At 64.4% G+C, this 23,408-nt stretch carries 24 protein-coding genes; 18 read left to right on the top strand and 6 right to left on the bottom strand.

Annotated features, from left to right (window positions below):
• Window positions 1–89: 89 nt before the first annotated feature.
• From DES43_RS18610 to DES43_RS18595, 4 genes are all read right to left on the bottom strand, one after another.
• A complete protein-coding gene (locus DES43_RS18610; protein WP_245514604.1) occupies window positions 90–386 on the bottom strand; it encodes a DUF2924 domain-containing protein in 297 nt (98 codons plus the stop codon).
• Entirely contained in the window at window positions 383–667 is a 285-nt protein-coding gene (locus DES43_RS18605; RefSeq protein ID WP_133675969.1) for a hypothetical protein, read from the bottom strand. Before DES43_RS18605 ends, DES43_RS18610 begins: the two co-directional genes overlap by 4 nt.
• Before the next feature lie 90 nt (window positions 668–757).
• Entirely contained in the window at window positions 758–4,396 is a 3,639-nt protein-coding gene (locus tag DES43_RS18600) for an AAA family ATPase (protein ID WP_166647781.1), read from the bottom strand.
• A gap of 220 nt (window positions 4,397–4,616) precedes the next feature.
• Entirely contained in the window at window positions 4,617–5,780 is a 1,164-nt protein-coding gene (locus DES43_RS18595) for a Fic family protein (protein WP_133675965.1), read from the bottom strand.
• Between the two features lie 160 nt (window positions 5,781–5,940).
• Between DES43_RS18595 and DES43_RS18590 the strand changes: the two genes are divergently transcribed.
• The 16 genes from DES43_RS18590 (at window position 5,941) to DES43_RS18515 (ending at window position 19,818) form a co-directional block, all read left to right on the top strand.
• The gene (locus tag DES43_RS18590) at window positions 5,941–6,729 is read left to right on the top strand and encodes a hypothetical protein (RefSeq protein ID WP_133675963.1); all 789 of its coding nucleotides are present in this window, start codon (window positions 5,941–5,943) and stop codon (window positions 6,727–6,729) included.
• Window positions 6,726–8,588, top strand: coding sequence for a 7-cyano-7-deazaguanine synthase (locus tag DES43_RS18585; protein ID WP_133675961.1), 1,863 nt, complete (start codon window positions 6,726–6,728; stop codon window positions 8,586–8,588). The genes DES43_RS18590 and DES43_RS18585 overlap by 4 nt, the downstream gene beginning before the upstream one ends.
• A 206-nt stretch (window positions 8,589–8,794) precedes the next feature.
• Entirely contained in the window at window positions 8,795–9,004 is a 210-nt protein-coding gene (locus DES43_RS18580; RefSeq protein WP_133675959.1) for a helix-turn-helix transcriptional regulator, read from the top strand.
• Window positions 9,005–9,014: 10 nt separating this feature from the next.
• Window positions 9,015–9,503, top strand: coding sequence for a hypothetical protein (locus tag DES43_RS18575; protein WP_133675957.1), 489 nt, complete (start codon window positions 9,015–9,017; stop codon window positions 9,501–9,503).
• Complete coding sequence (locus DES43_RS18570) at window positions 9,500–9,796, top strand: hypothetical protein (RefSeq protein ID WP_133675955.1); 297 nt, start codon at window positions 9,500–9,502, stop codon at window positions 9,794–9,796. Before DES43_RS18575 ends, DES43_RS18570 begins: the two co-directional genes overlap by 4 nt.
• On the top strand, window positions 9,796–10,683 hold the full coding sequence (locus DES43_RS18565) for an ATP-binding protein (RefSeq protein ID WP_133675953.1): 888 nt from the start codon (window positions 9,796–9,798) through the stop codon (window positions 10,681–10,683). The genes DES43_RS18570 and DES43_RS18565 overlap by 1 nt, the downstream gene beginning before the upstream one ends.
• A gap of 17 nt (window positions 10,684–10,700) precedes the next feature.
• The gene (locus DES43_RS18560) at window positions 10,701–11,291 is read left to right on the top strand and encodes a hypothetical protein (protein ID WP_133675951.1); all 591 of its coding nucleotides are present in this window, start codon (window positions 10,701–10,703) and stop codon (window positions 11,289–11,291) included.
• 7 nt (window positions 11,292–11,298) lie between these two features.
• Window positions 11,299–13,002 carry a DEAD/DEAH box helicase gene (locus tag DES43_RS18555; RefSeq protein WP_133675949.1) on the top strand — a complete coding sequence of 568 codons (1,704 nt, stop codon included), beginning with the start codon at window positions 11,299–11,301 and terminating at the stop codon, window positions 13,000–13,002.
• Window positions 12,999–13,217, top strand: a complete 219-nt coding sequence (locus DES43_RS18550; RefSeq protein WP_133675947.1) for a hypothetical protein — start codon at window positions 12,999–13,001, stop codon at window positions 13,215–13,217. Before DES43_RS18555 ends, DES43_RS18550 begins: the two co-directional genes overlap by 4 nt.
• Entirely contained in the window at window positions 13,210–13,416 is a 207-nt protein-coding gene (locus DES43_RS18545) for a DUF6511 domain-containing protein (RefSeq protein ID WP_045449869.1), read from the top strand. The genes DES43_RS18550 and DES43_RS18545 overlap by 8 nt, the downstream gene beginning before the upstream one ends.
• A complete protein-coding gene (locus tag DES43_RS18540) occupies window positions 13,416–14,198 on the top strand; it encodes a hypothetical protein (RefSeq protein WP_133675945.1) in 783 nt (260 codons plus the stop codon). The genes DES43_RS18545 and DES43_RS18540 overlap by 1 nt, the downstream gene beginning before the upstream one ends.
• Entirely contained in the window at window positions 14,195–16,483 is a 2,289-nt protein-coding gene (locus DES43_RS18535) for an AAA family ATPase (RefSeq protein ID WP_208110853.1), read from the top strand. The genes DES43_RS18540 and DES43_RS18535 overlap by 4 nt, the downstream gene beginning before the upstream one ends.
• Before the next feature lie 434 nt (window positions 16,484–16,917).
• On the top strand, window positions 16,918–17,451 hold the full coding sequence (locus DES43_RS18530; RefSeq protein WP_245514603.1) for a crossover junction endodeoxyribonuclease RuvC: 534 nt from the start codon (window positions 16,918–16,920) through the stop codon (window positions 17,449–17,451).
• Complete coding sequence (locus DES43_RS18525) at window positions 17,448–17,879, top strand: DUF6362 family protein (protein ID WP_133675941.1); 432 nt, start codon at window positions 17,448–17,450, stop codon at window positions 17,877–17,879. The genes DES43_RS18530 and DES43_RS18525 overlap by 4 nt, the downstream gene beginning before the upstream one ends.
• Window positions 17,880–18,271: 392 nt before the next feature.
• On the top strand, window positions 18,272–19,597 hold the full coding sequence (locus DES43_RS18520) for a site-specific DNA-methyltransferase (RefSeq protein WP_133675940.1): 1,326 nt from the start codon (window positions 18,272–18,274) through the stop codon (window positions 19,595–19,597).
• Window positions 19,594–19,818, top strand: a complete 225-nt coding sequence (locus DES43_RS18515; protein ID WP_133675938.1) for a DUF7220 family protein — start codon at window positions 19,594–19,596, stop codon at window positions 19,816–19,818. Before DES43_RS18520 ends, DES43_RS18515 begins: the two co-directional genes overlap by 4 nt.
• Window positions 19,819–19,870: 52 nt before the next feature.
• Here DES43_RS18515 and DES43_RS18510 read toward each other — a convergent pair whose 3' ends face one another.
• Both DES43_RS18510 and DES43_RS18505 read right to left on the bottom strand, forming a co-directional pair.
• The gene (locus DES43_RS18510; RefSeq protein ID WP_113439567.1) at window positions 19,871–20,416 is read right to left on the bottom strand and encodes a DUF3489 domain-containing protein; all 546 of its coding nucleotides are present in this window, start codon (window positions 20,414–20,416) and stop codon (window positions 19,871–19,873) included.
• A 99-nt stretch (window positions 20,417–20,515) separates the two neighbouring features.
• On the bottom strand, window positions 20,516–20,740 hold the full coding sequence (locus tag DES43_RS18505; protein ID WP_045449885.1) for a hypothetical protein: 225 nt from the start codon (window positions 20,738–20,740) through the stop codon (window positions 20,516–20,518).
• A gap of 114 nt (window positions 20,741–20,854) precedes the next feature.
• Between DES43_RS18505 and DES43_RS18500 the strand changes: the two genes are divergently transcribed.
• Together DES43_RS18500 and DES43_RS18495 are read left to right on the top strand one after the other, a co-directional pair.
• On the top strand, window positions 20,855–21,415 hold the full coding sequence (locus DES43_RS18500) for a hypothetical protein (protein ID WP_113439569.1): 561 nt from the start codon (window positions 20,855–20,857) through the stop codon (window positions 21,413–21,415).
• On the top strand, window positions 21,363–23,369 hold the full coding sequence (locus tag DES43_RS18495; RefSeq protein WP_208110851.1) for a phage terminase large subunit family protein: 2,007 nt from the start codon (window positions 21,363–21,365) through the stop codon (window positions 23,367–23,369). The genes DES43_RS18500 and DES43_RS18495 overlap by 53 nt, the downstream gene beginning before the upstream one ends.
• Window positions 23,370–23,408: the final 39 nt, after the last annotated feature.

The raw sequence follows: 23,408 nt of genomic DNA, 5'->3' as shown, positions 1-23,408 counted from the left end.
CCCTGCAATCAACCAGCAGGGGTGGGTTCAAACATGGGTCACTTCTCAATGGAAAAATCCCTCAATCCCGGGTCAGCTCTCAGCGGAAATCAACACCCGACCCGGCCCTCGATTTCGTCGGCCAGCAAGTCCAGCGTCCGCCGCGTCTCGCGGGACAGGCCGCCAAGGGTCAGTTCCTGGACCCGGTAGCTGAGCCTCAGCTCGAGGTAACTGCGGCTGTTGTTCGGAGCAGGCGTGCCGAAGAGGCTATCCCACTTCGCCTTCAGTTCGACCACCGTCATTCGCTTTAGCGTTGCAAGCTGTGTGACCACGCTCGCGTCCGCCGCGTCGCGGTCGCCCGCCCGCCATGGCGCGGCGTCAGTCTTTCTCTTTGTTCCTGGCATCATTGCCCTCCAACTCGGTTGCTCGGTTTGCGACGACCAACACGGCGTTTGAGGGCGAGAATGTCGAATGAACTGTCTTCGCCAGGTGCAGATAAAGAACTGGACTGTTCCGGCAGGATACGCCTCAGCCCCGCGGCAAGAATGCACGCGAGTTCATCGAGGCGTTCGCCCGTCGACAGACGGACGGGCAGCAGCGGGTTCGGGCCAGATCGGGCGTCTTGCATGAGACCGTTCGCAACAGAAGATGACTGGCGAAACGGTAGTCGCAAAACGATGATTTTCAAGCGATTTCAATGAGTTATCGCATGGGCGAGAAATCATTAGAAAGGCCGCGCAATCTTTACGAGCTCCCAGTCGGATCATTCGTGCCATACTCACAGCTCGAACACATCGCGTACCTGCTGCCGGATTTTCGCGGAATCGATCGCGCCGTCCAAGCGGTTCTCTGAAGTTACGAGGCGCTCGCCTTTGTCGTTCTCAGGCCCGTTCGGTTCGAGGTCCATCGCCTCCTTGTACCACTTGAGCTTCTTCTCCCACCTGTTCGCATAGGTCGAGTCTGAAAGCATCCCAAGATGCTCCCAATAAACCGTCACACCGGTCGCCGGGTCTTCCGCCGTGAAGTCGGGGTAGCGCTCGACCCCGTCGGGCCCGCGAAGCGCCTTCTCGTAATGATAATCGATACCCTCTGCGCTGAGCGCATCGGCGACTACAACCTCCGAGATAGAACGGACGAGCTCGCCTCTCGCAGTGCGGTGGATCAGGCCACGTTCGAGGAACGCTCCGCTCGGGTCGACAAGCATGTCCGGCGCAGTGAAGAGATTGGTGTAGCGCCGCGCCACCTCCGAATACTTCGATGAAGTGTATGCCCTTAGATCCGACGGTTGTCCTTGCACGAACAGTACGACCCTGTCGACCTGGCGCGTCAGAGCCGTGTAGAGCAGCTCTCTACCCAGAATGAAGCACGGCTGCGGGATGACGACGAACACTTGGTCAAACTGGCTCCCTTGGCTCTTGTGCACGGTGAGTGCGTAGGCGAGCTCCAGCACGACCGTGCCGTCGTCGCCGAAGTCGCCGGGCCAATAGACGAACGTGTTGCCCGGCTGGGTGCGGAACTCGACGTCGAGCCGTTCAGGCGTCTTGCCATCCCATGCCTTACCGAACTTTGTCTGACCAACGACGATCCCGATCTCACCGTTTGAAACCAGCTCTTTTCGACGACCGAGAACGCTGCGCTTCTTGTTGGTGGTCGAAATGACCTTGTCGCCGTAGATGATCCGCTCCGCGCCGTTCGGGCGCGGTGTGCGGGGCCGACGGCCATCCGAAAACCTAAGCGCTTGCTTCCGAAAACGTTCGTGCAGGAAGCGATTGAGTTCTTCAACGCCGTGTCCCTTGCCACGAACAGGCGTAAGGAGTTGCCAGCTTTCGCATCGCGCAGCGGAGCCGATCCTGTTCCGTTCAGCCCACGTCGAGTTAAAGAAGACACCCTTGTCGGTTTCTTCGCCTCCCAACGAGATACCGAAGCCGCGCTCATCGTCGTGGTGTTCTATTTCGGGGACATGTCGGACGAGCGCTTCCAAGAGCTGGTCCTTAAGTTCTTCATCCGTCTGCCAGCGGCGAACTTCGACGTGGCCATCGGTCTCGCCGAGGGCCATGCGCGCCCAGATCTCGTCGGCTCCGGGATCTGGCGCTTCGTCGGTGAACCACGAAGCCAAGAGCAGATCGTCGCGACCCGCTTTGCCTTTGCCGGTCTGACGGCGATGCACCGTTAGCTCTGTGTAGCCGGGCCCCACACGAGGGAACGGTGGCTCTCTATCGTTTTCCCATGGCCTGAGCTCTCTCGCGAGATCCACCAGCGGCCGACCGGCGCCGATCGGTGGGAGCTGTCGGTGGTCCCCTACAAGGATGATCCGCTTCGGGCCCTTGAGCGCGTCGAAGACTGCGGCAAGCATGTCCTCCGTGACCATCGAAGCTTCGTCGATGATCACGGTCCCAGCGCTCTCGACCTTGGGAGCGTTCGAGAGTCGATACTGCTGCGTCTCCGGGTCGAAGCGATCGGGCAGCAGGAACTGCGCGATGGTCAGAGCCTTCAGCCCCTCGATATTCCTTTGCATCTGCACTCGTGCCTTGCCCGTCGGTGCGAGGAGCAGGATTCCGTCACCGCGCACTTCCGGCAGATCGCAAAGCATCTGTAGTAGCCGAGTCTTGCCTGTCCCTGCAGGTCCTAGGAGTAGCGAGAAACGTGCCGAGAAAAGCTCTTCGAGCGCGGCTGCCTTTTCCGTCCGCGCCAACTCCTCGACCGCTGCCTCATCGTGGTCGTTGGGCATGTCGCCAAGCGACTGATTGACAAGCTCTCGCCACGCGTGACCCGTCTCATGTCGCCGGCCTTTCCTGCGTCGGCTCACTTGCTGGCGCAGTAGATCGTCGATCTTGTGTCTCTGCCCGAACTGCCAGGCGCGCGTTCCATCTGACAACGACGCGTCGACGATCTCTGGCACCATGGCCTGATCCAACAGCGGCAACAAGTCCTTGCTCGGCCGGCAAGGCGGGTCGAGTTCGAGCTCTCGGATTCCCTGCAGAACCTGATCGACAGGCAGCAGAGTATGGCCCCTCGCCTCTGCATCTGCGAGCACGTGAACCGCAAGCGCTCGGACTCTCCTGGGGTCCTGATCGCCTTCGAGGCGGCTGATCTCCGGCAAGGGGAACGCCTCGCGCACCGACTGGTCGGGAAACATGCCACGGTCAATGGTTCCGATCGTTACCGCTTCGAGTCGGTGTCTGTCGGTCTCGAAAAGCCGGTAAGGGTTATGGAGGATTTCCTCGTCGGTCAGTCCCTCTCGGCCCTCGGTGTTGAAGAAGCGAGACGCCTGTTCGATCGTCAGGCTGAAACGGGACAAGAGCTTCAAGAGCTCCAGCCGCTCGCTTGGCAGAGCAGCGAGCCGTTTCCCGTCGAACGGCTGTACTTGGGAAGCGACCTGAGGAGACAGAACACCGGTTGGATCGTCGAATGCGCGCGAAACGAGCGCCCACGGATCTTCCGTCCATCGTCCATCGACGCAGTATCGCTGCGCAAGGTCCATCGCGAGCAGCGTCCCGTAGCGGATTTCGAACGCATGTAGGGCGCTGCCGAGCCCGGGAAACGCTCCACGCAGATGCCACAGCCCCGAAAGCCGTTCGGAGATCCACTCAAGGTGACGATCCCATGCGCCAGGGATGTGCTTCGCGATGACGCGCACCTTGTCTGCCAGCGAAAGAAGGCTCGCTATGGCGAGGTCGTGGTCGACGTGCTCTGCAACGTTGCTGAACGCCTGGAAGCCTTCTTCGGGCGCGAAGGCGACGAATTCCGACGGGTCGATGGTTCCGTCGCGTTCCGCCAAAGCCAGGAGTTCCTGGTAGGGAAGCACGAAGCCGTCGAATCCGTCAGGACGGATCGAATGAGAAATTGCCCGTTCCCACATGAGGCCGCGCAGCTTTCCAGCCGCATCGTCGCTATAAGCATGCTCTTGAGCGGGTCCGACAGAGGTGATGCGTCCGACACCCACCAGCACGCGGCGAGGGTCATCGGTCAATGGTGTGCGTTTGGCGTATAGAAAGACGAGCGACTTCTCCGGTGCTAGCGCACTAAAGAACGTGTCTAGCATGATCTGTTGATTGACGAAGTCATTGATCCAGACAGTCTCGAATGCCAACTCCGGTTCTCGCGCAAGGTCGAAGGGCAGTGCGAGCTCATCGGCGATGGTTTGTGCGTCGTCCTTGCGGGTCCAACGAAAGGGAATGGTCTGCACGCTGTATGGAGGCAGGCGAAACTCGTTCTCGGCGAAATGGCCATGGGTCTCAACCGAGGAATCGGCGAACGGATGGCGGCTGCGAAGGGAATAGGCCCTGGCGTTCAGAACTGCCCCGCGCTCTGTCAGGCATGCTGGGAGTTCGGCCTCGCTCAGATCAGACCACGCGCGGCCGGCAACAACCTCCTCGGCAGCATCTTCCCTTTCCTCGCGGATCCGTTTTAGGACCATGCACCAGCTGTTCTTGGAAGGATGATTGCACACTGTCCCAGACCACCCGGTGTCGTGCCAAGGCAGCCGTACCGAGAGGTGCCGTAGCGGTAACTGTCGCGCGCCCTTGTGCATCACACCCTCCCCCTGTCGAAAGCGTAAGTCATCCGAGGCGCATCAGTGGCCTCGCTCACCAACGCTGGCGTTAGACAGAAAACCTTGCGTCGTTTGGTCAAAGTGGTTACGTCCCTCGGCTTAGAATGCTCAAGTAATCTCCATAAACGAACATCCGGCCGCGCTGCTTTCCTGTGATCTCGCGGATGATCCCAAGCCTTTCCAGGTGCTGTATAGACTTGGCGATCGTCGGGGCCGAAATTCCTAGCTTCTGCGCGGCGTCGGGGATTCCGACAATCGGCTTCTGCTGGAGAAGCTGATGGACACGCAGCGCTGACGCGGCTGGGCGGCCTAGGCTCTCGATCCGTTGCCGGTCAGCTTCGAACAAGCTCAAGATCTCGCGCGCAGCTTCGGCTGCCTGCAGCGACGTTTCGGTGATGCCATCCAGAAAGAATTCGAGCCAGGTTTCCCAGTCGCCGCGCTCTCGAACGCCCTGAAGTAGGTCGTAGTATTGCCGACGATGCGTCTTGAAATAGAGGCTGAGGTAGAGGATTGGCTCCTTCAGGATTCCCTGCGCGCAGAGAAGAAAAGTGATCAGGAGCCTTCCCAATCGCCCATTGCCGTCGAGGAACGGGTGAATGGTTTCAAACTGGACGTGCACCAGCCCCGCCTTGATGAGGGATGGGATCGCCAAGGTCTCAGCGTGAATGAATGTTTCCAGATCGGACATTAGGTCCAGGACGCGTTCAGGGGGCGGCGGCACGAAGAGGGCATTTCCGGGCCGGGTCCCTCCGATCCAATTTTGGGATCGCCGAAAATCGCCGGGCTGCATGGTGCTGCCCCGGCCTTTTGACAGAAGGATGTCGTGGATTTCACGAATGAGCCGGAGCGAGATCGGGAAGCCCTCTCGAATCCGTGCGAGGCCGTGGTTCATGGCGGCGACGTAATTCGACACCTCCTGCACGTCGTCCAGCGGCACGCCAGGCGCTTCCTCACTTTCAAAGAGCAGGAGATCGGAGAGCGACGATTGCGTGCCCTCGATTTGCGACGAGAGCAGCGCCTCTTTCCGCACGTACATGTAGAGGAACAGCGGGGTGTCGGGCAGGATCGACGTCACCCCGTCAAGCCGTCCGAGCGCGCGGTTCGCGCTCTCGAGTCGCCGGTAGAGCGCGTCCATTTGCACGGCCGGGATCGGCGGGAAACCCGGGGGCACGAAGGCCTCTGCTCTCTCCCCAGCGGTTGAGATGGCCACCTTTCGCCCGAGCCGTGAGGGCTCCTGTTCCGTAGCCATGGTTGAGAAAGGATCCTTTCCTTGGCATCCTGAGAAAGAAAGGATACCTTGAAATCCTTTCTTTGTCTCGATCCTAATGAAAGGTTCCGTCTGATGTCGAGGGATCGTTGCCCGAACGCCCCAGGGAGGGCGATCCGAGCGAGCGGCGGATAGGCGCGCGATGGGTCATCAGCGCCTCGGAAAGCTACCCGCTCATCGCTTGTTGCCTGAAATCGTCAGGTACTTGGTGACGGGCGGTACTCCTACCGAGGATCTGGTCGACCAAGTCACCGAGGTCGGCCGGGACGCGCTGAAGCTTGCCCTGAAGGATCCCGTGTTCATCGAGGCACTTTGGCTTCTTATCAGAATGCCTCAGGCGGCGGCTTCGCAAGACTTCCCGATCAGCCTCGAAAATCTTGGCATGGCGGGTATAGCTCCGGCTTCCCTGTCGGATGTGCTCGTAAGTTATGACCGAGCACTGGAGAAGGTGCAGCGGCGATTGCACGCCGGAGCGACTGACCTTGGCGAAATCGCGCGCCGTGCCGGCCTCTCGGCCCTGGGGGCAGAAGTTCGACAGGCGTTGCCGACCCTGTGGGCTCCGACTGCGGCTGATGTGCGGGCCTCGGTCGCAGCGCTCAAGGGGACCGAGAAGTTTGCTGCTCTTTCCCAACGATTCTACGCGAGCTTCGTCGAGCGCGTGATCCACTACTATGTGGATCGCAACCTCCATAACATGGTTGGTGCTGGCAGGGTCGCTCGCTCCGTGCACGACCTCCGGGCTTTCAACGACTCCATCCGTCGCCACTGTGAAGAGTCCGCGCTCATCATGCGCGCATTCGCCAAAGATTGGCTGGGGAAGAACCACTACAAAGATGGCAAGCAGATATCGAGGGACGACGTTCGTCGCTTTTCCGCTCATGCGGTCGAGAAGATTCGCATCGAACTCGGTATCAGAAAGGGGGCACCGTGAAACGGTTCTTTGTCGAATGCGGGGTTTCACAGCCCTCAGGCTCAGACGCAATTGCCATGGATGTCCATGGCGACGCCAAGAACGTGAATCTGCGCATCGACTACATCAGCCGGACGATGCTTGGCAATGTGCCCGACCTACTGATCGACCTACTCGAGTTGGCGGCCTACATTTACTGTGCGGATCAGAGGCTCGGTCGGGGCTCGGACAAACTGACGAATTTCGGGGAGAACTGGCGGCGCAGCCTGCACTTTTCCGTCCCTGTGCGTCAGCTGGAAATCTGGCAGAATCCTGAAGTCCATGAGGTCCTAGCTGGCACGCTCGGTTTTTTATCGGATGACAGCTATGAGTTCGACTTTCGCAGGGCCGAGACGCCGGTCCAGCCAAAGGAATTATACTTTCCGCATCTCATCGATGCGTCAGCGGAGCACGACGAGGTCGCCCTGTTCTCGGGCGGCATCGACTCGTTCGCGGGAGTGGTCAATGACGTCGTCACTCTCGGGAAATCGATTACTCTTGTGGGGCACTATTCCTCAAGCAAGGTCCGGAATGTCCAGGAAAGCCTAATTGAGGGCCTCAGTCAGAAGGGCTTCGATCGGCGCATTTCTTATATTCCCGTGTGGGTTAGCAATCAGGGGGTGTCGGCCCGAGAATTCACACAGCGAACGCGTTCATTCCTTTTTGCCTGCCTTGGGCTCGTCGTCGCGAGGATGTCCGGCAAGGACAGGTTCAGTTTCTACGAGAACGGAGTCATCAGTATCAATCCGCCATTGGCGGGCGATGTCATCGGCGGCCGAGCTACGCGCACCACGCACCCCAAGGTGCTGCGCGGGCTGGAGGCACTGTTTTCAATCCTCTTGGATCATCAAATCGAGATTCAGACGCCACTTCATTGGCTGACCAAGAAGGAGGTCACCCAGAAGATTAAGGAAGCCGACATGTCCGACATGCTCGGCCAAACGGTCAGCTGCACCCGACCGCGGATTTGGACTGAGCGGCAGAAGCATTGCGGCGTCTGCTCGCAATGCATAGACCGGCGCTTCGCCGTTCTCGCCGCAGGCATGGAAGATCACGAGCCTTCAAGTAACTATATGCGTGACCTGCTCCTCGGTGACCGCAGCGCCGATGATGATTTGCGGATGGCGCTTAGCTATGTCTCCTTCTTTCAGAAGGTCGCAGCGACGCCGAAGGAAAGGTTCCTTGTGGACTTCCCCGAAGTCGTGTCCGCGCTCGACCAGTTTCCTGGCTTGTCACCTGACGATGCAGGAGAACGAATTTACAACCTGTTTCAGCGCCATGCGAAGGCGGTCGAGGACGTCATCACAGCAGCGATTTCCGAGCACGGCGCCCGCCTGTACCGGAACGAACTGCCGTCTGGCTCGCTGCTGGCAACATGCTTTAGCCGCGGGCATGTCGAGGCTGCGCCGGCCCCCGACTATGACGCACAGGCCAAGGCGTTCATCGATCGCCTCAGCAGCCCAATTCTTGACTTCGCCTTCGACGAAGCGGCCAAGCGCGTACTGTTTCATGGCGGCCATCATCTGGATGGCGCCAATTTCCGCGTGGTCGCAGCGCTGATCGAGAACTTTCGGGAAGCCAAGAGGCAAAGAGCAGACGTCCCGTTCTTTCCCGCCACCGAATTGGCGGACCGACTTGGCGTCAGCGATCAGTCGATGCGTCAGCAACTTGGGCGATTGCGAAAGACCCTCGAACCGCTGACCGTGACGCTCGGCATCCCACTGGACCAAGATTCTTTTGTCCAGACGAAGGAACGCGCTGGCTATCGCCTGAACCCGGAATGGCGGGAGGTCTCGGTCGGGGACATCCGGGTCAAGGGCGAGGTCACGTCACAAGCCTGAGCCGCTTACGTCACGGCCCGACCTACCCGACGTCACAACTCGCCCACTGAAAGCCCCGGATTCCGGGGCTTTTTCGTGCGCGAACGTCACAAGAAAGACGGGGTCTGATTATATCGAACCCTCGGTAACACGTTGAAAATGCTCGCATATCCAGGCGCTCCAGAGCGGCTGGATGAAGCGAAAGGCACATCAACGGAGTTACACCTATGTCAATCAGGCATTTGAACCAGATCGAGCTCGCCGCTCGCTGGAACATCAGCCACCGCACGCTTGAGCGCTGGCGCTGGACGGGCGAAGGCCCGCGCTTCGTCAAGCTCGGCGGTCGCGTCGTGTATCGCCTCGAAGACGTCGAGGAGTACGAGCGCGAGCAGATCCGCGCGAGCACTGCCGACCACCCCAGCAAGCCTGCGGCGTGAGGGGGTGGCGATGACGATCTCCAACCGCATCTCCCTCGATGAGCTCCGGCGCATGGCCGTCGGCGACATCGCCGCTCTGCCCGCCGAGCAGCTCGCCCTCCTGCAGGACGAAGCCGCGGACGCTCTGCGCCACGCCAAGACCGTCTGCGACTGGCTCGATGGCGCCGTCGTCCTCAAGTACGCCGACCGCGCCCACGCAGCGCGCCAAGCCGCCGGCAAGGATACTGGAACGGTCCGCTTCGATGACGGCGCGGTCACCGTGATCGCCGATCTGCCGAAGCGCGTCGACTGGGACCAGGACAAGCTCACCGCTCTCGTCGAACGCATCCGGGCGGAGGGCGACGATCCCGCCGAATACGTCGATGTCGCGATCAAGGTGCCCGAACGCAAGTTCGCGGCCTGGCCGAGCCACATCCGCTCCGCCTTCGAGGACGCGCGCACCGTCCGCACCGGCAAGCCCAGCTTCCGTCTTTCCCTGAACACCGAGGTGACGTCATGAGCATCACGAAGAAGCTCGCGGTGCTCCGCGAGCACCATTACGGGCTGGACAAGCTGCCCGAAACCATCCGGGTACCGGCCCTTGGCGAGCGTCGTGACGAGACCGTCAAGCCGGTCGGGGCGGCCTCGATCGACGACCTGGCCTTCGCCCTCATCGGGCTGAACGAGCGGGCATCGGCCCTCTACCGCGAGATCGACGCGGTGCGCACCCTCCACGACGAGGCCCGCAAGGCCGGCGCGTTCGGAGCCGATGTCGCGATTGACGCTCTGATCGCGGCGAAGGGAGGCAAGTGATGGCCCTCCCGATCATCTCCGCCGATCAGCGGCTCGCCGAGCCGCGCGGCATCAAGGGCTCGATCTTCGGCAAGTCCGGGATCGGCAAGACCTCGCTTCTCTGGACGCTCGACCCCGCCACTACATTGTTCATCGACCTGGAAGCGGGCGACCTGGCCATCGAGGGATGGTCCGGCGACAGCGTCCGGCCGCGCACATGGGCCGAGTGCCGCGACTTCGCGGTCTTCATCGGCGGCCCCAATCCGGCGCTGCGGGACGACCAGGTCTACAGCGAGGCCCACTTCGCGGCGGTGTGCGAGCGCTTCGGCGATCCGGCTTCGCTCGACCGCTACCACACGGTCTTCATCGACTCGATCACCGTCGCCGGGCGGCTCTGCTTCCAATGGTGCAAGGGGCAGCCCGAGGCGTTTTCGGAGAAGACCGGCAAGCCCGATGTCCGCGGCGCCTATGGCCTGCACGGCCGCGAGATGATCGCGTGGCTCACGCATCTCCAGCACACGCGGGCGAAGAACGTCTGGTTTGTCGGGATCCTCGACGAGAAGCTCGACGACTTCAATCGGCGCATCTTCCAGCCGCAGATCGACGGCTCGAAGACCGGCCTCGAGCTGCCGGGCATCGTCGATGAAGTCCTGACAATGGCGGAGATCAAGGACGAGTCCGGCAGGCCGTACCGGGCCTTCGTCTGCCAGACGATCAACCCCTGGAACTTCCCGGCGAAGGATCGATCCGGCCGTCTCGACCTGATCGAGGAGCCGCATCTCGGCCGCCTGATGGCCAAGATCCGCGGCCCCGTGAAGCCCGCCTCCGAGCGGCTGGCCTATCGCAGCCCGCCCCCGGCCGCGACGGCGCCGACCTCCGACGCACCCACCCATTCCGAAAACGCCTGAACGAGGAGAGCTCAGCCATGTCTGGATCCTGGAACGATTTCAACGACGCCAAGCAGAACAGCAACATCATCCCCAAGGGCACGCTGGCCAAGGTGCGCCTGACGATCCGTCCGGGCGGATTCGACGATCCGGCGCAGGGCTGGACCGGCGGATACGCCACGCGGGGGACCACCGGCTCGGTCTATCTCTCGGGCGAGTTCACGGTTCTCGAAGGTCCCTACGCCCGGCGCAAGATCTTCACCCTGATCGGGCTCTACAGCCCCAAGGGACCGGACTGGGCGAACATGGGCCGCAGCCTGATCCGCGGCATCCTCAATTCCGCGCGCGGCATTTCGGACAAGGACACGTCCGCTCAGGCCCAGGCCGCGCGTCGCATCAGCGGCTTTGCCGATCTCGACGGGCTCGAGTTCGTGGCGCGGATCGACATCGGCACCGACACCAACGGCGAGGAGAAGAACGAGATCCGCGCGGCCGTGACGCCGGATCACAAGGAGTATGCCGCTCTCATGGGTGGCGTGCCCGGTGCGGCACAGCAGCCGCAGGCTCAGCCCTCCATGCCGCAATCTTCAGCACCGGCGGCGGGCACGCGCCCCTCCTGGGCGCAGTGAGGCGGCCATGCTGCTGCGTCCCCGCCAGAAGCAGTTCGTCGAGCGCAGCGTCCGCGCGCTCGACGAACACGGAAACACCCTCGGCGTCGCCCCGACCGGAGCCGGCAAGACGATCATGCTCTCGGGGGTCGTCGGTCGCATGGTCGGCGAAACCCCGAAGAGCACGGGCGCCAAGGCCTGCGTGCTCGCCCACCGCGACGAGCTGACCGCGCAGAACCGCAGCAAGTTCGGCCGGGTGAATCCCCGCATCACGACCTCGGTCGTCGACGCGAAGGAGAAGTCCTGGGCTGGCCAGGTCACCTTCGCCATGGTGCCGACGCTGGCGCGCGCCGGTAATCTCGGCCAGCTGCCCGCGCTCGACCTCCTGGTGATCGACGAGGCGCATCACGCGGCAGCCGACAGCTATCGGCGCATCATCGACACCGCGCTCCAGCGCAATGCCATGTGCCGGATCTACGGCGTCACCGCGACGCCCAATCGGGGCGACAAGCGCGGTCTGCGCCCGGTGTTCTCCAACGTCGCCGATCAGATCCGGATCGGCGAACTGATCGCCTCCGGCCATCTCATGCCGCCGCGCACCTTCGTCATCGATGTCGGCGTCCAGGACCAGCTCACCAAGGTGCGCCGCACGGCCGACGATTTCGACATGACTGAGGTTGACGCGATCATGAACCGGTCGCCGGTCACGGACGCCGTCATCCGCCACTGGCGGGAAAAGGCGGGCGAGCGCCAGACGGTGGTGTTCTGCTCGACCGTGGACCACGCGCGCAACGTGACCGCCGCTTTCAACGCGGCCGGTGTCGCCGCCGGGCTGATCCACGGCGACATGGCCGATACCGACCGCAAGACGACCCTCGACGCCTACGCCGCCGGAGAGCTGCGGGTCGTCGTCAATGTCGCCGTCCTGACCGAGGGGTGGGATCACCCGCCGACGAGCTGCGTCGTGCTGCTGCGGCCGAGCTCCTACAAGTCGACCATGATCCAGATGGTCGGTCGCGGTCTGCGCACGGTCTCGCCCGAGGAACATCCAGGCGTCATCAAGACCGACTGCATCGTGCTCGACTTCGGCACCTCGACCCTGCTGCACGGTTCGCTGGAGCAGGACGTCGACCTGGACGGACGCGAGCCCTCCGGCGAAGCGCCCACCAAGGATTGCCCGGACTGCGGCGCCATCGTGCCGCTCGCCACTATCGAATGCCCGCTGTGCGGTCATGTCTGGGAGCGTCCCGAAGGCGGCGAAGCAGCGCCGCTCGGCGACTTCGTGATGTCCGAGATCGACCTCCTGAAGCGGTCGAGTTTCCGCTGGTGCGATCTCTTCGGCGACGATGCCGCGCTCATCGCCAATGGCTTCAATGCCTGGGGCGGTGTCTTCTTCCTGAAAGGCCGTTGGTACGGCATCGGGGGCCTCCAGAAGCAGCGCCCTCATCTGTTGGCCGTGGGCGAACGTACCGTTTGCCTCGCGGCGGCCGACGATTGGCTCAACGAGCATGAGAGCGACGAGAGCGCCCACAAGACGCGCCGCTGGTTGAACCAGCCGCCCACCGACCGGCAGCTTGCCTTCCTGCCGCCGGAGTACCGACAGGATTTCGGGCTGACCCGCTACCAGGCCTCGGCGCTGCTGGCCTTTCGCTTCAACCGCGACGCCATCCGCTCCCTCGTCTTCGGCGCGGCCGATGCCGCGCCCGAAGCAGCCATCGGGAGGGCGGCATGAGCCATGGCCTGTCCTACCCCCACCACGGCCGAGGACCGGCGGCGGCTCTGGCATCCGCGTGGAACGCTCTGTGCTGTCTGCCGGCGACCCACCCGTGGCTTTGGCTGGTTCGACCCGGTGCGGTCGAAGCAACCGCGCCCCTCGGTCTGGTTCTGCTCGATGGCCTGCCAAGGCTTCTGGACGCGCTTGGCGCGGGAGCGCTGGGCCATGGTTGATCTCACCGAACAGGAGAAGGCGGCGATCCGCGCCGCCATGAAGCCGGTCGCCGAGATCATGGAGGAGATCGGCTGGCAGGCGCGCTTCTCCGACCTCACGGAGGCGCAGGTGCTCACGCTCATCGAGGTCGCCGTCGGCGGCTTCCAGGACGCCATGCACGCCATGGCAGCCGACGCCGACGCGGAGGTGCCGTTCTGATGCTCGACTACAACCACCGCCCCACCTGCGCCGAACGCATCAATGCGGTGATCGACAAGGCGATCGCCGCTGAACGCGCGGCGGTTGCGCCCAGGACCTACCTCGGCGGCTCCCGCCTTGGACACGGCTGTGAGCGCGCTCTGCAATTCGAGTTCGCGGGCGCGCCGAAGGATGAGGGCCAGGAGTTCTCCGGCCAGACGCTGCGGATCTTCGAGATCGGACACGCGCTCGAAGATCTTGCCATCCGCTGGCTGCGCGGTGCCGGGTTCGATCTCTATACCCGCAAGGCCAACCGTCCGGACGGCGAGCAATTCGGCTTCTCGGTCGCTGGCGGTCGCATCCGCGGTCATGTCGATGGGATCATCGCCGCCGCTCCAGGAACGCTAAGAACTGGGTCGCTGGGCATCGGCGTTCCCGCGCTCTGGGAATGCAAGACGATGAACGCCAGGAACTGGCGCGAGACCGTGGCCAAGGGCGTGGTCGTGGCGAAGCCCGTCTATGCGTCCCAGATCGCCCTCTACCAGGCCTATATGGAAGCGCAGGTCCCCGGCATCTCCGACAATCCCGCGCTCTTCACCGCCATCAACAAGGACACCGCCGAACTGCACCACGAACTCGTGCCGTTCGACGCGGGGCTCGCCCAACGCATGAGCGATCGCGCCGTGCGGATCCTTCAGGCGACGGATGCAGGGGATCTGCTGCCGCGCATCGCCACGACGCGTGACTTCCACGAGTGCCGAATGTGCCCGTGGGCGGAACGCTGCTGGGGGCTGCCGGCATGAGCGGGAACAAGGTCATCTCCCTCGATGCCTGGCGCGACTTCAACGACGCCGCGCCGCAGGCCGATCCGTTCGACATCGAGCCGGATCCAGAGCAGATCGCCGTCTTTCTCGACGTCGTCTTCGGTTACTGCGAGGGCTGGGTGCCCCTGCGCGGGTTCGTGGACAAGGGCCAAGGCATCGACGGCCGACCCCACAACGCCTGGATCGAGATCGACGACAGTTTGCTGGAGAAGGCGGTTTCCTTCGCCGGTTGGGCAGCACGCGAAGGGGCGGCCTTCTATGTGGTGCCGGGAACGGTCGCCGAGACCGGCAAGGCCAAGGCCGCCGATGTCCAGCAGATGCAGACGGTCCTGGTCGACCTCGACGCCGGAGACATTGCGGCCAAGCTTGACCACCTCGTCCGTCATCTCGGCGAACCGACGCTGATCGTCGAGAGCGGCGGCCGCACACCCGACGGTCTCGACAAGCTGCATGTCTGGTGGCGCTTGAGCGAACCGGCCGAGGGCGAGGACATCGCGCTTCTCTGTCGGCTGCGCGGCGACATCGCGGTAAAGGTCGGCGGCGACACGCATTTCCGATCGGCCCACCAGCCGATCCGCCTGGCTGGTTCAGTCTATCACAAGGGCGGGTTCAAGCGCCTGGTCAACATCCGCCGCCACAGCCCGCGCGTCGAGGTCCATCTGCGCGACTTCGCCGAGCTCGTCGCCGACATGCCGCCGCTTGCCGGGGTCGGATCCGAGCCAGGCCCCTCTACGGACAAACCGTCGATCACCGATGTCCTGACGACGCCGGTCCGCGAAGGCGGATCAGACGATTGGACCCGCTTCCAGGGGGCGAGCGCCGCCATCGGCCACTACGTCCGCATGGCGCATGAGGGCCGCATGAGCCGCGACGACGCTTGGGAGGCGATCTGCCAGTACAACGCCGCCCAGCTCCGTCCCAGCTGGCCGCTCGAACGTCTCGCCTCGGAAGCACAGCGCCTCTGGCGGCTGCATGAAGAGCGCCACGGACCGGCCCTCGAACGGATCGCCGTGCCGCCGATGTCCGCGCTTCCGGTTTTCACGCTCGGCGCGCTGCTCGACGATGTGAGCCCGATGCCAGAGGACATCATCGCGCCGCGATTGCTGACGCCCGGCGGGATGCTGGTGCTCGGCGGCGCCCCAAAGGTCGGCAAGAGCGACTTCCTGATCAGTCTGCTTGTCCACATGGCGGCGGGCGTGCCCTTCCTCGGCTTTGCGCCGAGCCGGCCCTTGCGGATCTTCTATCTGCAGGCGGAGATCCAGTACCATTACCTCCGGGAGCGCCTCCAGGCCATCCGGATCGAGCCGGCGCTCCTGGCCGCGGCGCGCGATAATCTCGTCGCCACGCCGAAGGTCCGCATGCTGCTCGACGCCGGCGGCGTGGGCCTGACCATCGCCGCGGTTCGCGCCCACTACGGCCATGGCGCGCCCGACATCCTCTGCATCGACCCGATCCGCAATCTCTTCGATGGGGGTCCCGACGGCGGCGGGGAGAACGACAACACCGCGATGCTCTTCTTCCTGCAGGAGCGGGTCGAGGCCCTGCGGGACGCCGTAGCCCCGGATGCCGGCCTGATCCTCTGCCATCACACCCGCAAGATCACCAAGAAGCAACTCGTCGAGGACCCGTTCATGGCGCTCTCGGGCGCGGGCAGCCTCCGCAGCTTCTACACCTCCGGCGTGATCATGCACCGGCCCGACGAGGACCGACCGGAGCGGATGCTGCATTTCGAGCTGCGCAACGGCCCCGGCATCGAGCCGATGATCGTCGACAAGGTGGACGGACGCTGGATCGCGATCGACCGCTCGGAAACAAGGCTCGTGCGTCGCGAGTTCGGCGAGAAGCTCGACGCCGAGCGCGCGCGCAAACACGACGTGATCCTTCAACTGCTCTTCGATGAGGCCGAGGCCGGCCGGCTCTACACCGCGCTGCAGTTCGCCGAGAGCTTCGAGAACCAGGCCGGGCTCGGCGGCAAGGACACGATCCGCGAACGGATCAGCGTGCTGGCCACGAAGGGTTTCATCAAGTTCGTTCGCGATGGCGCGCCGTTCGGTCTGCCAACCTCGCGCTCGAAGTTCGGCTATCTCTGCGTCGAGGGCATGACGTTCCCGACCGGAGAAGAGACGGCAGACCCCGACACCGGCGAGGTCGTGCCCGTCCGGATCCCGGTCCTTCCCAGCACCTACAAATGCCCGCAGAGCGGCGCGGCGCTGCCGGTCGAGAACCCCCTGGTCTGGGTCTATCAGACGGAGGAGACCTCGTGATGCGCCAGCTCATCCCGATTACGCGGACTTACGCAGGATCAAGTTGTGGCAAGTTGCGGCGAGCTGGGCGGCCAGCTCCCCAACTACTTTCGTTGCTTTTCGCGCCGCCGCGCTCCGCCCAGCCATCCCGCGCACATTCAAGTTGGGAAAGCTCGTCCCAACTACCTTGGCTCCCGCGCGCTCCGCTGCGCGGCCTTTCGCAGATTCAAGTTGGGAACGCGACCCACGCCATAGGCCGTCCCAACTTCGATTTCTCCAAGAGATTCAACGCGTTGATGCGCTCTCGAAGTTGTGGGGGTGAAAGCCACCCCCTTCGGGGGTGGGGGAGAACCGCGCCGAGCGGGTTCTCCCACTCCCACCCCCAGGGGCTTCGCGCGCGCGGTCGCCGTGCCGTCCAGCCCCTCACCGACATCAGACGAGAAGGACCCACCACCATGAGCCAGTGCCCGTCACCCATCCCCAGGAGCGCGCCCCATCCGGCCCCGGTCATCGCGACATCCGCGGGCAGCGCCATTCTCGCCCTGGATCTCGGCACCACCACGGGCTGGGCGAGCCTGGCGGGCGGGATCGTGCACAGCGGAACCGCCAGCTTCCGCTCCGGCCGCTTCGACGGCGGCGGCATGCGGTACCTGCGTTTCCAGCACTGGCTTGGCCAGTTGGCGAACGACTGTGGCGGCCTGGCCTCGGTCTACTTCGAGGAGGTCCGGCGACATGTCGGCACTGATGCCGCACATCTCTACGGCGGCTTCCTCGCCACCCTGAGCGCCTGGTGTGAAAGGGAGGGCGTCGCCTACCAGGGCGTCCCAGTCGGCACGATCAAGCGCTTCGCCACGGGCAAGGGCAATGCCGGCAAGGATGCTGTCGTCGCCGCCATTCGCCAGCGGGGCTACCAGCCCGCTGACGACAATGAGGCCGACGCCATCGCCATCCTGCTCTGGGCGATGGAGACCCGAGGAGGCGTGCTGTGAAGTGGACGCCGAGCTTGGTCGAGGAGCGGCTTGCGGAAGCCGCATCGGTTCTGAAACGATTGCCGGAGCCCCGACGGCAGGGCTACTTCAACGTCTGGCCGGAGATCATTCACAGCTTCGCCGACAAGGTCGGGCAGGAGCCGAGGCCGATGCGCGTCGTGCCATCGCCGGCGGCGATCAGCCGGATGGAGGAGACGCTGACCTGGACGGTGGGACTGGATCCGATCGACGGCAAGATCGTCTGGTTGCGCGCATATGGTGAGCGCTGGAAAACCATCTGCTGGACCGTGGGATTGCAGCGCTCGGCGGCGCACGAGCACTGGCTCTACGCGCTCTGCGTGATCGCGTTCCGCCTCAACGGGCGGCGGCTGAACCGCACCCTGTCGAAGCGGAAAGTGATCGAGCTGGCTGGCGCGTCGCAGCGGTGAGCGGTGGCGAGGAAGGTGTCCGGCGGACAGTTTTCGAACGGACAGAAACGGCGGATCGGGCTAGGATTTTGGCTATCCTCGGGAGAGGCGCGCGCGTCGCGGCCTTGGTCCCGCTTCCAGACGCGTTCGCGGGTCCTTCCTGGCGGAAATCGTATGCTGGCGGGCGAAGCGCGGCGCATCGCCAGCGGCAGGCCGAAAATTTTGGGAAGCCACCCCGGCCAGAAGCCACCCCGCATCTTGAAATAACCGCGCAATAACAGCGCCTTCGCCGGTGGACTCCGGGGTGGATACCCTGGACTCCGGGATCCAGCCGGAAGCCGCTGGACGCCGCCAGACGGAATCCACTGCGTCAGCACCACTGATCGCCACCACCATCATCGACAGGATCGTTCATGACCCTCGCCTTCGCTCCCGAGCGGATCGAGACCTGGCCGCTTGCGCGCCTGCAGCCCTACGCGAAGAACGCCAAGCTGCACGGGGCGGACCAGGTCGCGAAGATCGCCGCCAGCATGGCGGAGTTCGGCTGGACGGTGCCCTGCCTCGTCGGCGAGGACGGCGAGTTGATCGCCGGTCACGGGCGGGTGCTGGCCGCCTCGCAGCTCGGGCTGAGCGAGGCGCCGGTGATCGTTCTGGGGCATCTGACCGAGGCGCAGCGCCGGGCCTACCGGATCGCGGACAACAAGCTGACCGAACTCGGCACCTGGGACGAGGCGCTGCTGTCGGCGGAACTGAACGACCTGCTGGCGGAAGATTTCGACCTGTCGCTGGTCGGGTTCTCCGATGGCGAGCTGGACAAGATGCTGGCCTTCGTGCCCGAGGGGGACGGCGAGGAAGCTGGCGCCGGGGGCTCGGTGCCGCCGGTGACCATCCCGGAGCCGCCGCGCAATCCGGCGTCGCGGACGGGCGATCTCTGGATCCTTGGCACCCACCGGCTGCTTTGCGGAGATTCCACGAACCATCACGATGTACGCCGCCTGATGAACGGCGAGCGCGCCATCCTGTTCGCGACCGATCCGCCGTACCTCGTCGACTACGATGGCACCAACCATCCGACGCAGAACAAGGACTGGTCGCCGTCCTACGGCACCACCTGGGACGACAGCTCACAGGGCGCCGAGCTTTACGACAGTTTCATCGCCGCAGCTGTCGCCGAGGCGATTGCGGAGGATGCCGCATGGTATTGCTGGCACGCGTCCCGCCGCCAGGCGATGCTGGAGGAATGTTGGGAAAAGGCCGGTGCCTTCGTGCATCAGCAGATCATCTGGGTAAAAGACCGAGGGGTGCTCACCCGGTCGCATTACCTGTGGAAGCACGAACCCTGCTTCATGGGCTGGATCAAGGGCAAACGTCCGCCCAAGGTAGCGGAAGAAACCCTGCCGTCGACCTGGCTGCTGCCGAGTTTTGCGAAGGACGAGCGCCCCGACCACCCGACACCGAAGCCGCTCGATGCCTTCGGCATCCCGATGCGCCAGCACGTCGCCCGCGGCGGCCTCTGCTACGAGCCGTTCTCGGGCTCCGGATCGCAGATCATGGCGGGCGAAGCCAATGGCAGGCGCGTCTTCGCGATGGAGATCAGCGCGGCCTATGTCGACGTCGCCGTCGAACGCTGGCAGGCCGAAACCGGCCGCGACGCGGTCCTCGACAGCGACGGTCGGACCTTCGCGCAGGTGAAGGACGAGCGGCTCAGTCCTGCTTCAGCCGAAACGGATGCAGCATGAAACAGAGCCGTGCCATGTCTCTCATCGAGTCCCTTGCCAATGTCGCCGTTGGCTACGGCGTGGCGGTGGTGACCCAGATCCTGATCTTCCCGATTTTCGGGCTGCACACCACACTGGCGCAGAATCTCATGATGGGTGGCATTTTCACGGTGGTCAGCATTGGACGTTCCTACGCGCTGCGTCGGCTGTTCGAGGAAATCCGGTTGCGCCATGCCAGATGAAAACCGCCGCCCGGATCGGGCGGCGGTATCAAGCTTGGAGAATGTATCGCCTTCAAGCCGGCGGGAGGCTGTACACCCGCCCGCGGCCATCAATCTTCTCGGAGGCCACTTCGAGACCGAGCTTTTTCTTGAGAGCGCCCGCCATCGCGCCGCGCACTGTATGCGGCTGCCAGCCGGTGGCCGCGACAATCTCTGCAATGGTCGCACCTCCCGGCGCACGGAGCATCGCGATCAGCGCGGCCTGCTTAGTGCCTTCGCGCGGTGTTCGCGTCGTGGGCGCAGCCCTTTGCTGACTGGGTGTGTCCGGCGCACCCTCAGGCGCGGTGTTCGCATCCTTGGGCTCGATGCCGATGGCGGCGAGGCCTGCGTCGGTCGCCACCAGCGTGGTGCCGTGACCGTCCCCGGTCTCGCGCCAGACAAGCTCGCCCTTGCGGACGTCGGCATCGACTTCTTCGATGAAGCCTTTGGCGATCATCGTTTCCACCACCTTGGCGGCGGCGCCTCCGCGCAGGGAACCGGGGAGCGGCAGGACGTTGCGGTCGTCGCGCTGCGCGGCGGCGCTGAGGATCACGGCTTGCGTATCGGAAAGCTGGGTCATCGGGGTCGTCTCCATGGTCGGGACCGCGACGGTCGCGGCCCCTCTACGACCTCAAGCCGCGCGGCACGGCGCGGTCGGAGTTCGGGCAGGTGCAGGATTTCACCCGGCGTGCTCGCCCTCGCGGAACGCCATGTCGGTGATCTCGCGCAGCTTGTCGCGGTAGTGGCTCAGGGAGCCGACATGGCCCCAGTTGATCTCATCGGGATTGGTTTCGAAGTGGTCGTCGCTGAGCGCCTTGAGGCGTTCCAGCATGCTGTCGATCTCCAGCTTGGCGGCGATGAAGGCGTCGAGTGCCTTCGAGTTGTCGGTGGCGCGTCGGGTCATCTCTGTGGCTCCTCGTGGCGAGTTGCAGCGTGGTCTTGAAAGCCACGTTCGCTCTGTCCGAACCGCTTATCAACTCGATAAACGCCTGAATCTGAACAATAATCGGAGAACGCCATGCAGGGGCTGAGCGAGCGCCAGTACGCCGCGCGCGTCGGTCTCTCGCGGGGCGCGATCCAGAAGGCGAAGGCGGCGGGACGGCTGGTCCTCCATGAAGACGGCAGCATCGACGCAGAGGCGAGCGATGCACGCCGGGCGGCGATGACGGACCCGTCGAAGTCCCGGCGCACCACGGCGCCCAAGCTCAAGCCGGTACCCGACGCAGCCGTGTCCGCCGTTGGCGACACTCTGCGGGAACAAGGGCTTGCCGCGCCGCCCGTCGGCAGCGGCACGACCTTCCTGCAGGCCAAGACCGCGAATGAGGTGCTGAAGGCCCAGGAGCGGCGCATCCGGCTTCAGAAGCTCAAGGGAGAACTCGTCGACCGCGCCCGGGCGGTTGCGGTCGTGTTCCGGCTGGCACGCGAGGAGCGCGATGCCTGGGTGAACTGGCCGGCTCGCGCGGCGGCGCTGATGGCGGCCGAACTCGGCGTGGAGGCGGCCGCCATGCAGAAGACCTTGGAGAAACATGTACGCGCCCACCTCGACGAACTCGCCGAGGTCCGGCCCGAATTCCGGTGATGAAGATGGCCTGAGGGATTTCGAAGGCGCGGCTGAGATCCTGCGCGCCTGGGGCAACGGGATCCGACCGGATCCCGACCTCACCGTCTCGGAATGGGCGGACCGGCACCGGATGTTGGCGTCCCGCGCTTCGGCCGAACCGGGGCGCTACCGCACAATGCGAACGCCCTACATGCGGGAGATCGTGGACCGGCTGTCACCCGGCGACGCGGCGCAACGGGTCGTGTTCATGAAGGCTGCGCAGGTCGGCGCGACGGAAGCCGGCAACAACTGGATCGGCTTCGCCATCCATCAGGCCCCGGGCCCGATGCTGGCGGTCCAGCCCACGGTCGAACTGGCCAAGCGCAACTCGCGCCAGCGGATCGACCCGCTGATCGACGAAAGTCCCGAGCTCCGGGAGCGGGTCAAACCGGCCCGATCCCGCGATGCCGGGAACACGATGCTGTCCAAGGAATTCGCGGGCGGCATCCTGATCATGACGGGCGCGAACTCGGCGGTCGGGCTGCGCTCGACCCCGGCGCGCTACATCTTCCTCGACGAGGTCGACGCCTATCCGGCCTCAGCCGACGAGGAAGGCGACCCGGTGACCTTGGCTGAGGCACGGTCGCTGACCTTCGCCCACCGGCGCAAGGTGTTCCTGATCTCGACGCCGACGATCCGGGGGCTCAGCCGCATCGAGCGCGAGTTCGAGGCGTCCGACCAGCGGCGCTACTTCGTCCCGTGCCCGCATTGCCGGGCGATGCAGTGGATGAAGTTCGATCGGCTGCGCTGGCAGAAGGGCAAGCCGGAGACGGCGGAGTATCTCTGCGAGAGCTGCGATCAACCCATCGCGGAGCACCACAAGACGGCGATGCTGGAGCGCGGCGAATGGCGGGCGACCGCTGTCGCCGCTGATCCCACCACGGTTGGCTACCACCTCTCGGCGCTCTATTCACCTGTCGGCTGGCTCAGCTGGTCACGGATTGCGCGCAGCTGGGAGGCGGCGCAAGGCTCCGACGAGGCGATCAAGGCGTTCCGCAACACGATCCTCGGCGAGACATGGATCGAAACCGGAGAGGCGCCGGACTGGCAGCGGCTATACGATCGCCGCGAGGAGTGGCAGCCAGGCACGGTGCCAGCGGGCGGGCTGTTCCTGACGGCGGGCGCGGATGTCCAGAAGGACCGCATCGAGGTCGATGTCTGGGCCTGGGGCCGAGGGCTTGAGAGCTGGCTCGTCGATCACGTCGTGATCGAGGGCGGGCCGGATCGGCATGATGCTTGGGACCAGTTGACGGCACTCCTCGACCGGTCGTGGCCGCATGAAAACGGAGCGCACCTTCGGATCGCGCGGCTCGCCATCGACACGGGCTACGAAGCCCCGGCCGTCTATGCCTGGTCGCGCAAAGTCGGCTTTGCACAGGTCGCGCCAGTCAAGGGGCTCGAAGGCTTCAATCGCTCCAGCCCGGTCTCCGGCCCCACATTCGTGGATGCAACCGAGGGCGGGAAGCGCCTGCGTCGCGGCGCCCGGCTCTGGACGGTGGCCGTCTCGACCTTCAAGGCCGAGACCTACCGCTTCCTGCGGCTGGAGAGACCGACGACCGAGGAACGGGCCGAGGGTGCGGCCTTTCCGCCCGGCACGATCCACCTGCCGCATTGGGTCGAGAACGAATGGCTGAAGCAGCTCGTGGCCGAACAGCTGGTGACCGTCCGCACCAAGCGCGGCTTCGCGAAGCTCGAATGGCAGAAGCTGCGCGAACGCAACGAGGCGCTGGATTGCCGGGTCTACGCCCGCGCCGCCGCCTGGATCGCGGGCGCGGATCGGTGGTCTGAGGCGAAATGGCGCGACCTCGAAGATCAACTCGGGGCCGCTCCTTTCGGTGACACCGATCCCGCCGGGCAGATCAACCGGCCGGGACAGGCCCCGCAGGGCAAGCGCCGCTCCGACTGGCTTGGGCGGCGCGGAGGATGGTTTTGAACAAGAGGCGTGGAGGGCCGATGGCCCGACAGGGAAACA

Source organism: Aquamicrobium defluvii, assembly GCF_004363725.1.
Classification (GTDB): Bacteria; Pseudomonadota; Alphaproteobacteria; order Rhizobiales; family Rhizobiaceae; genus Mesorhizobium; species Mesorhizobium defluvii.
This window is presented reverse-complemented; position numbering and strand designations above follow the sequence as displayed.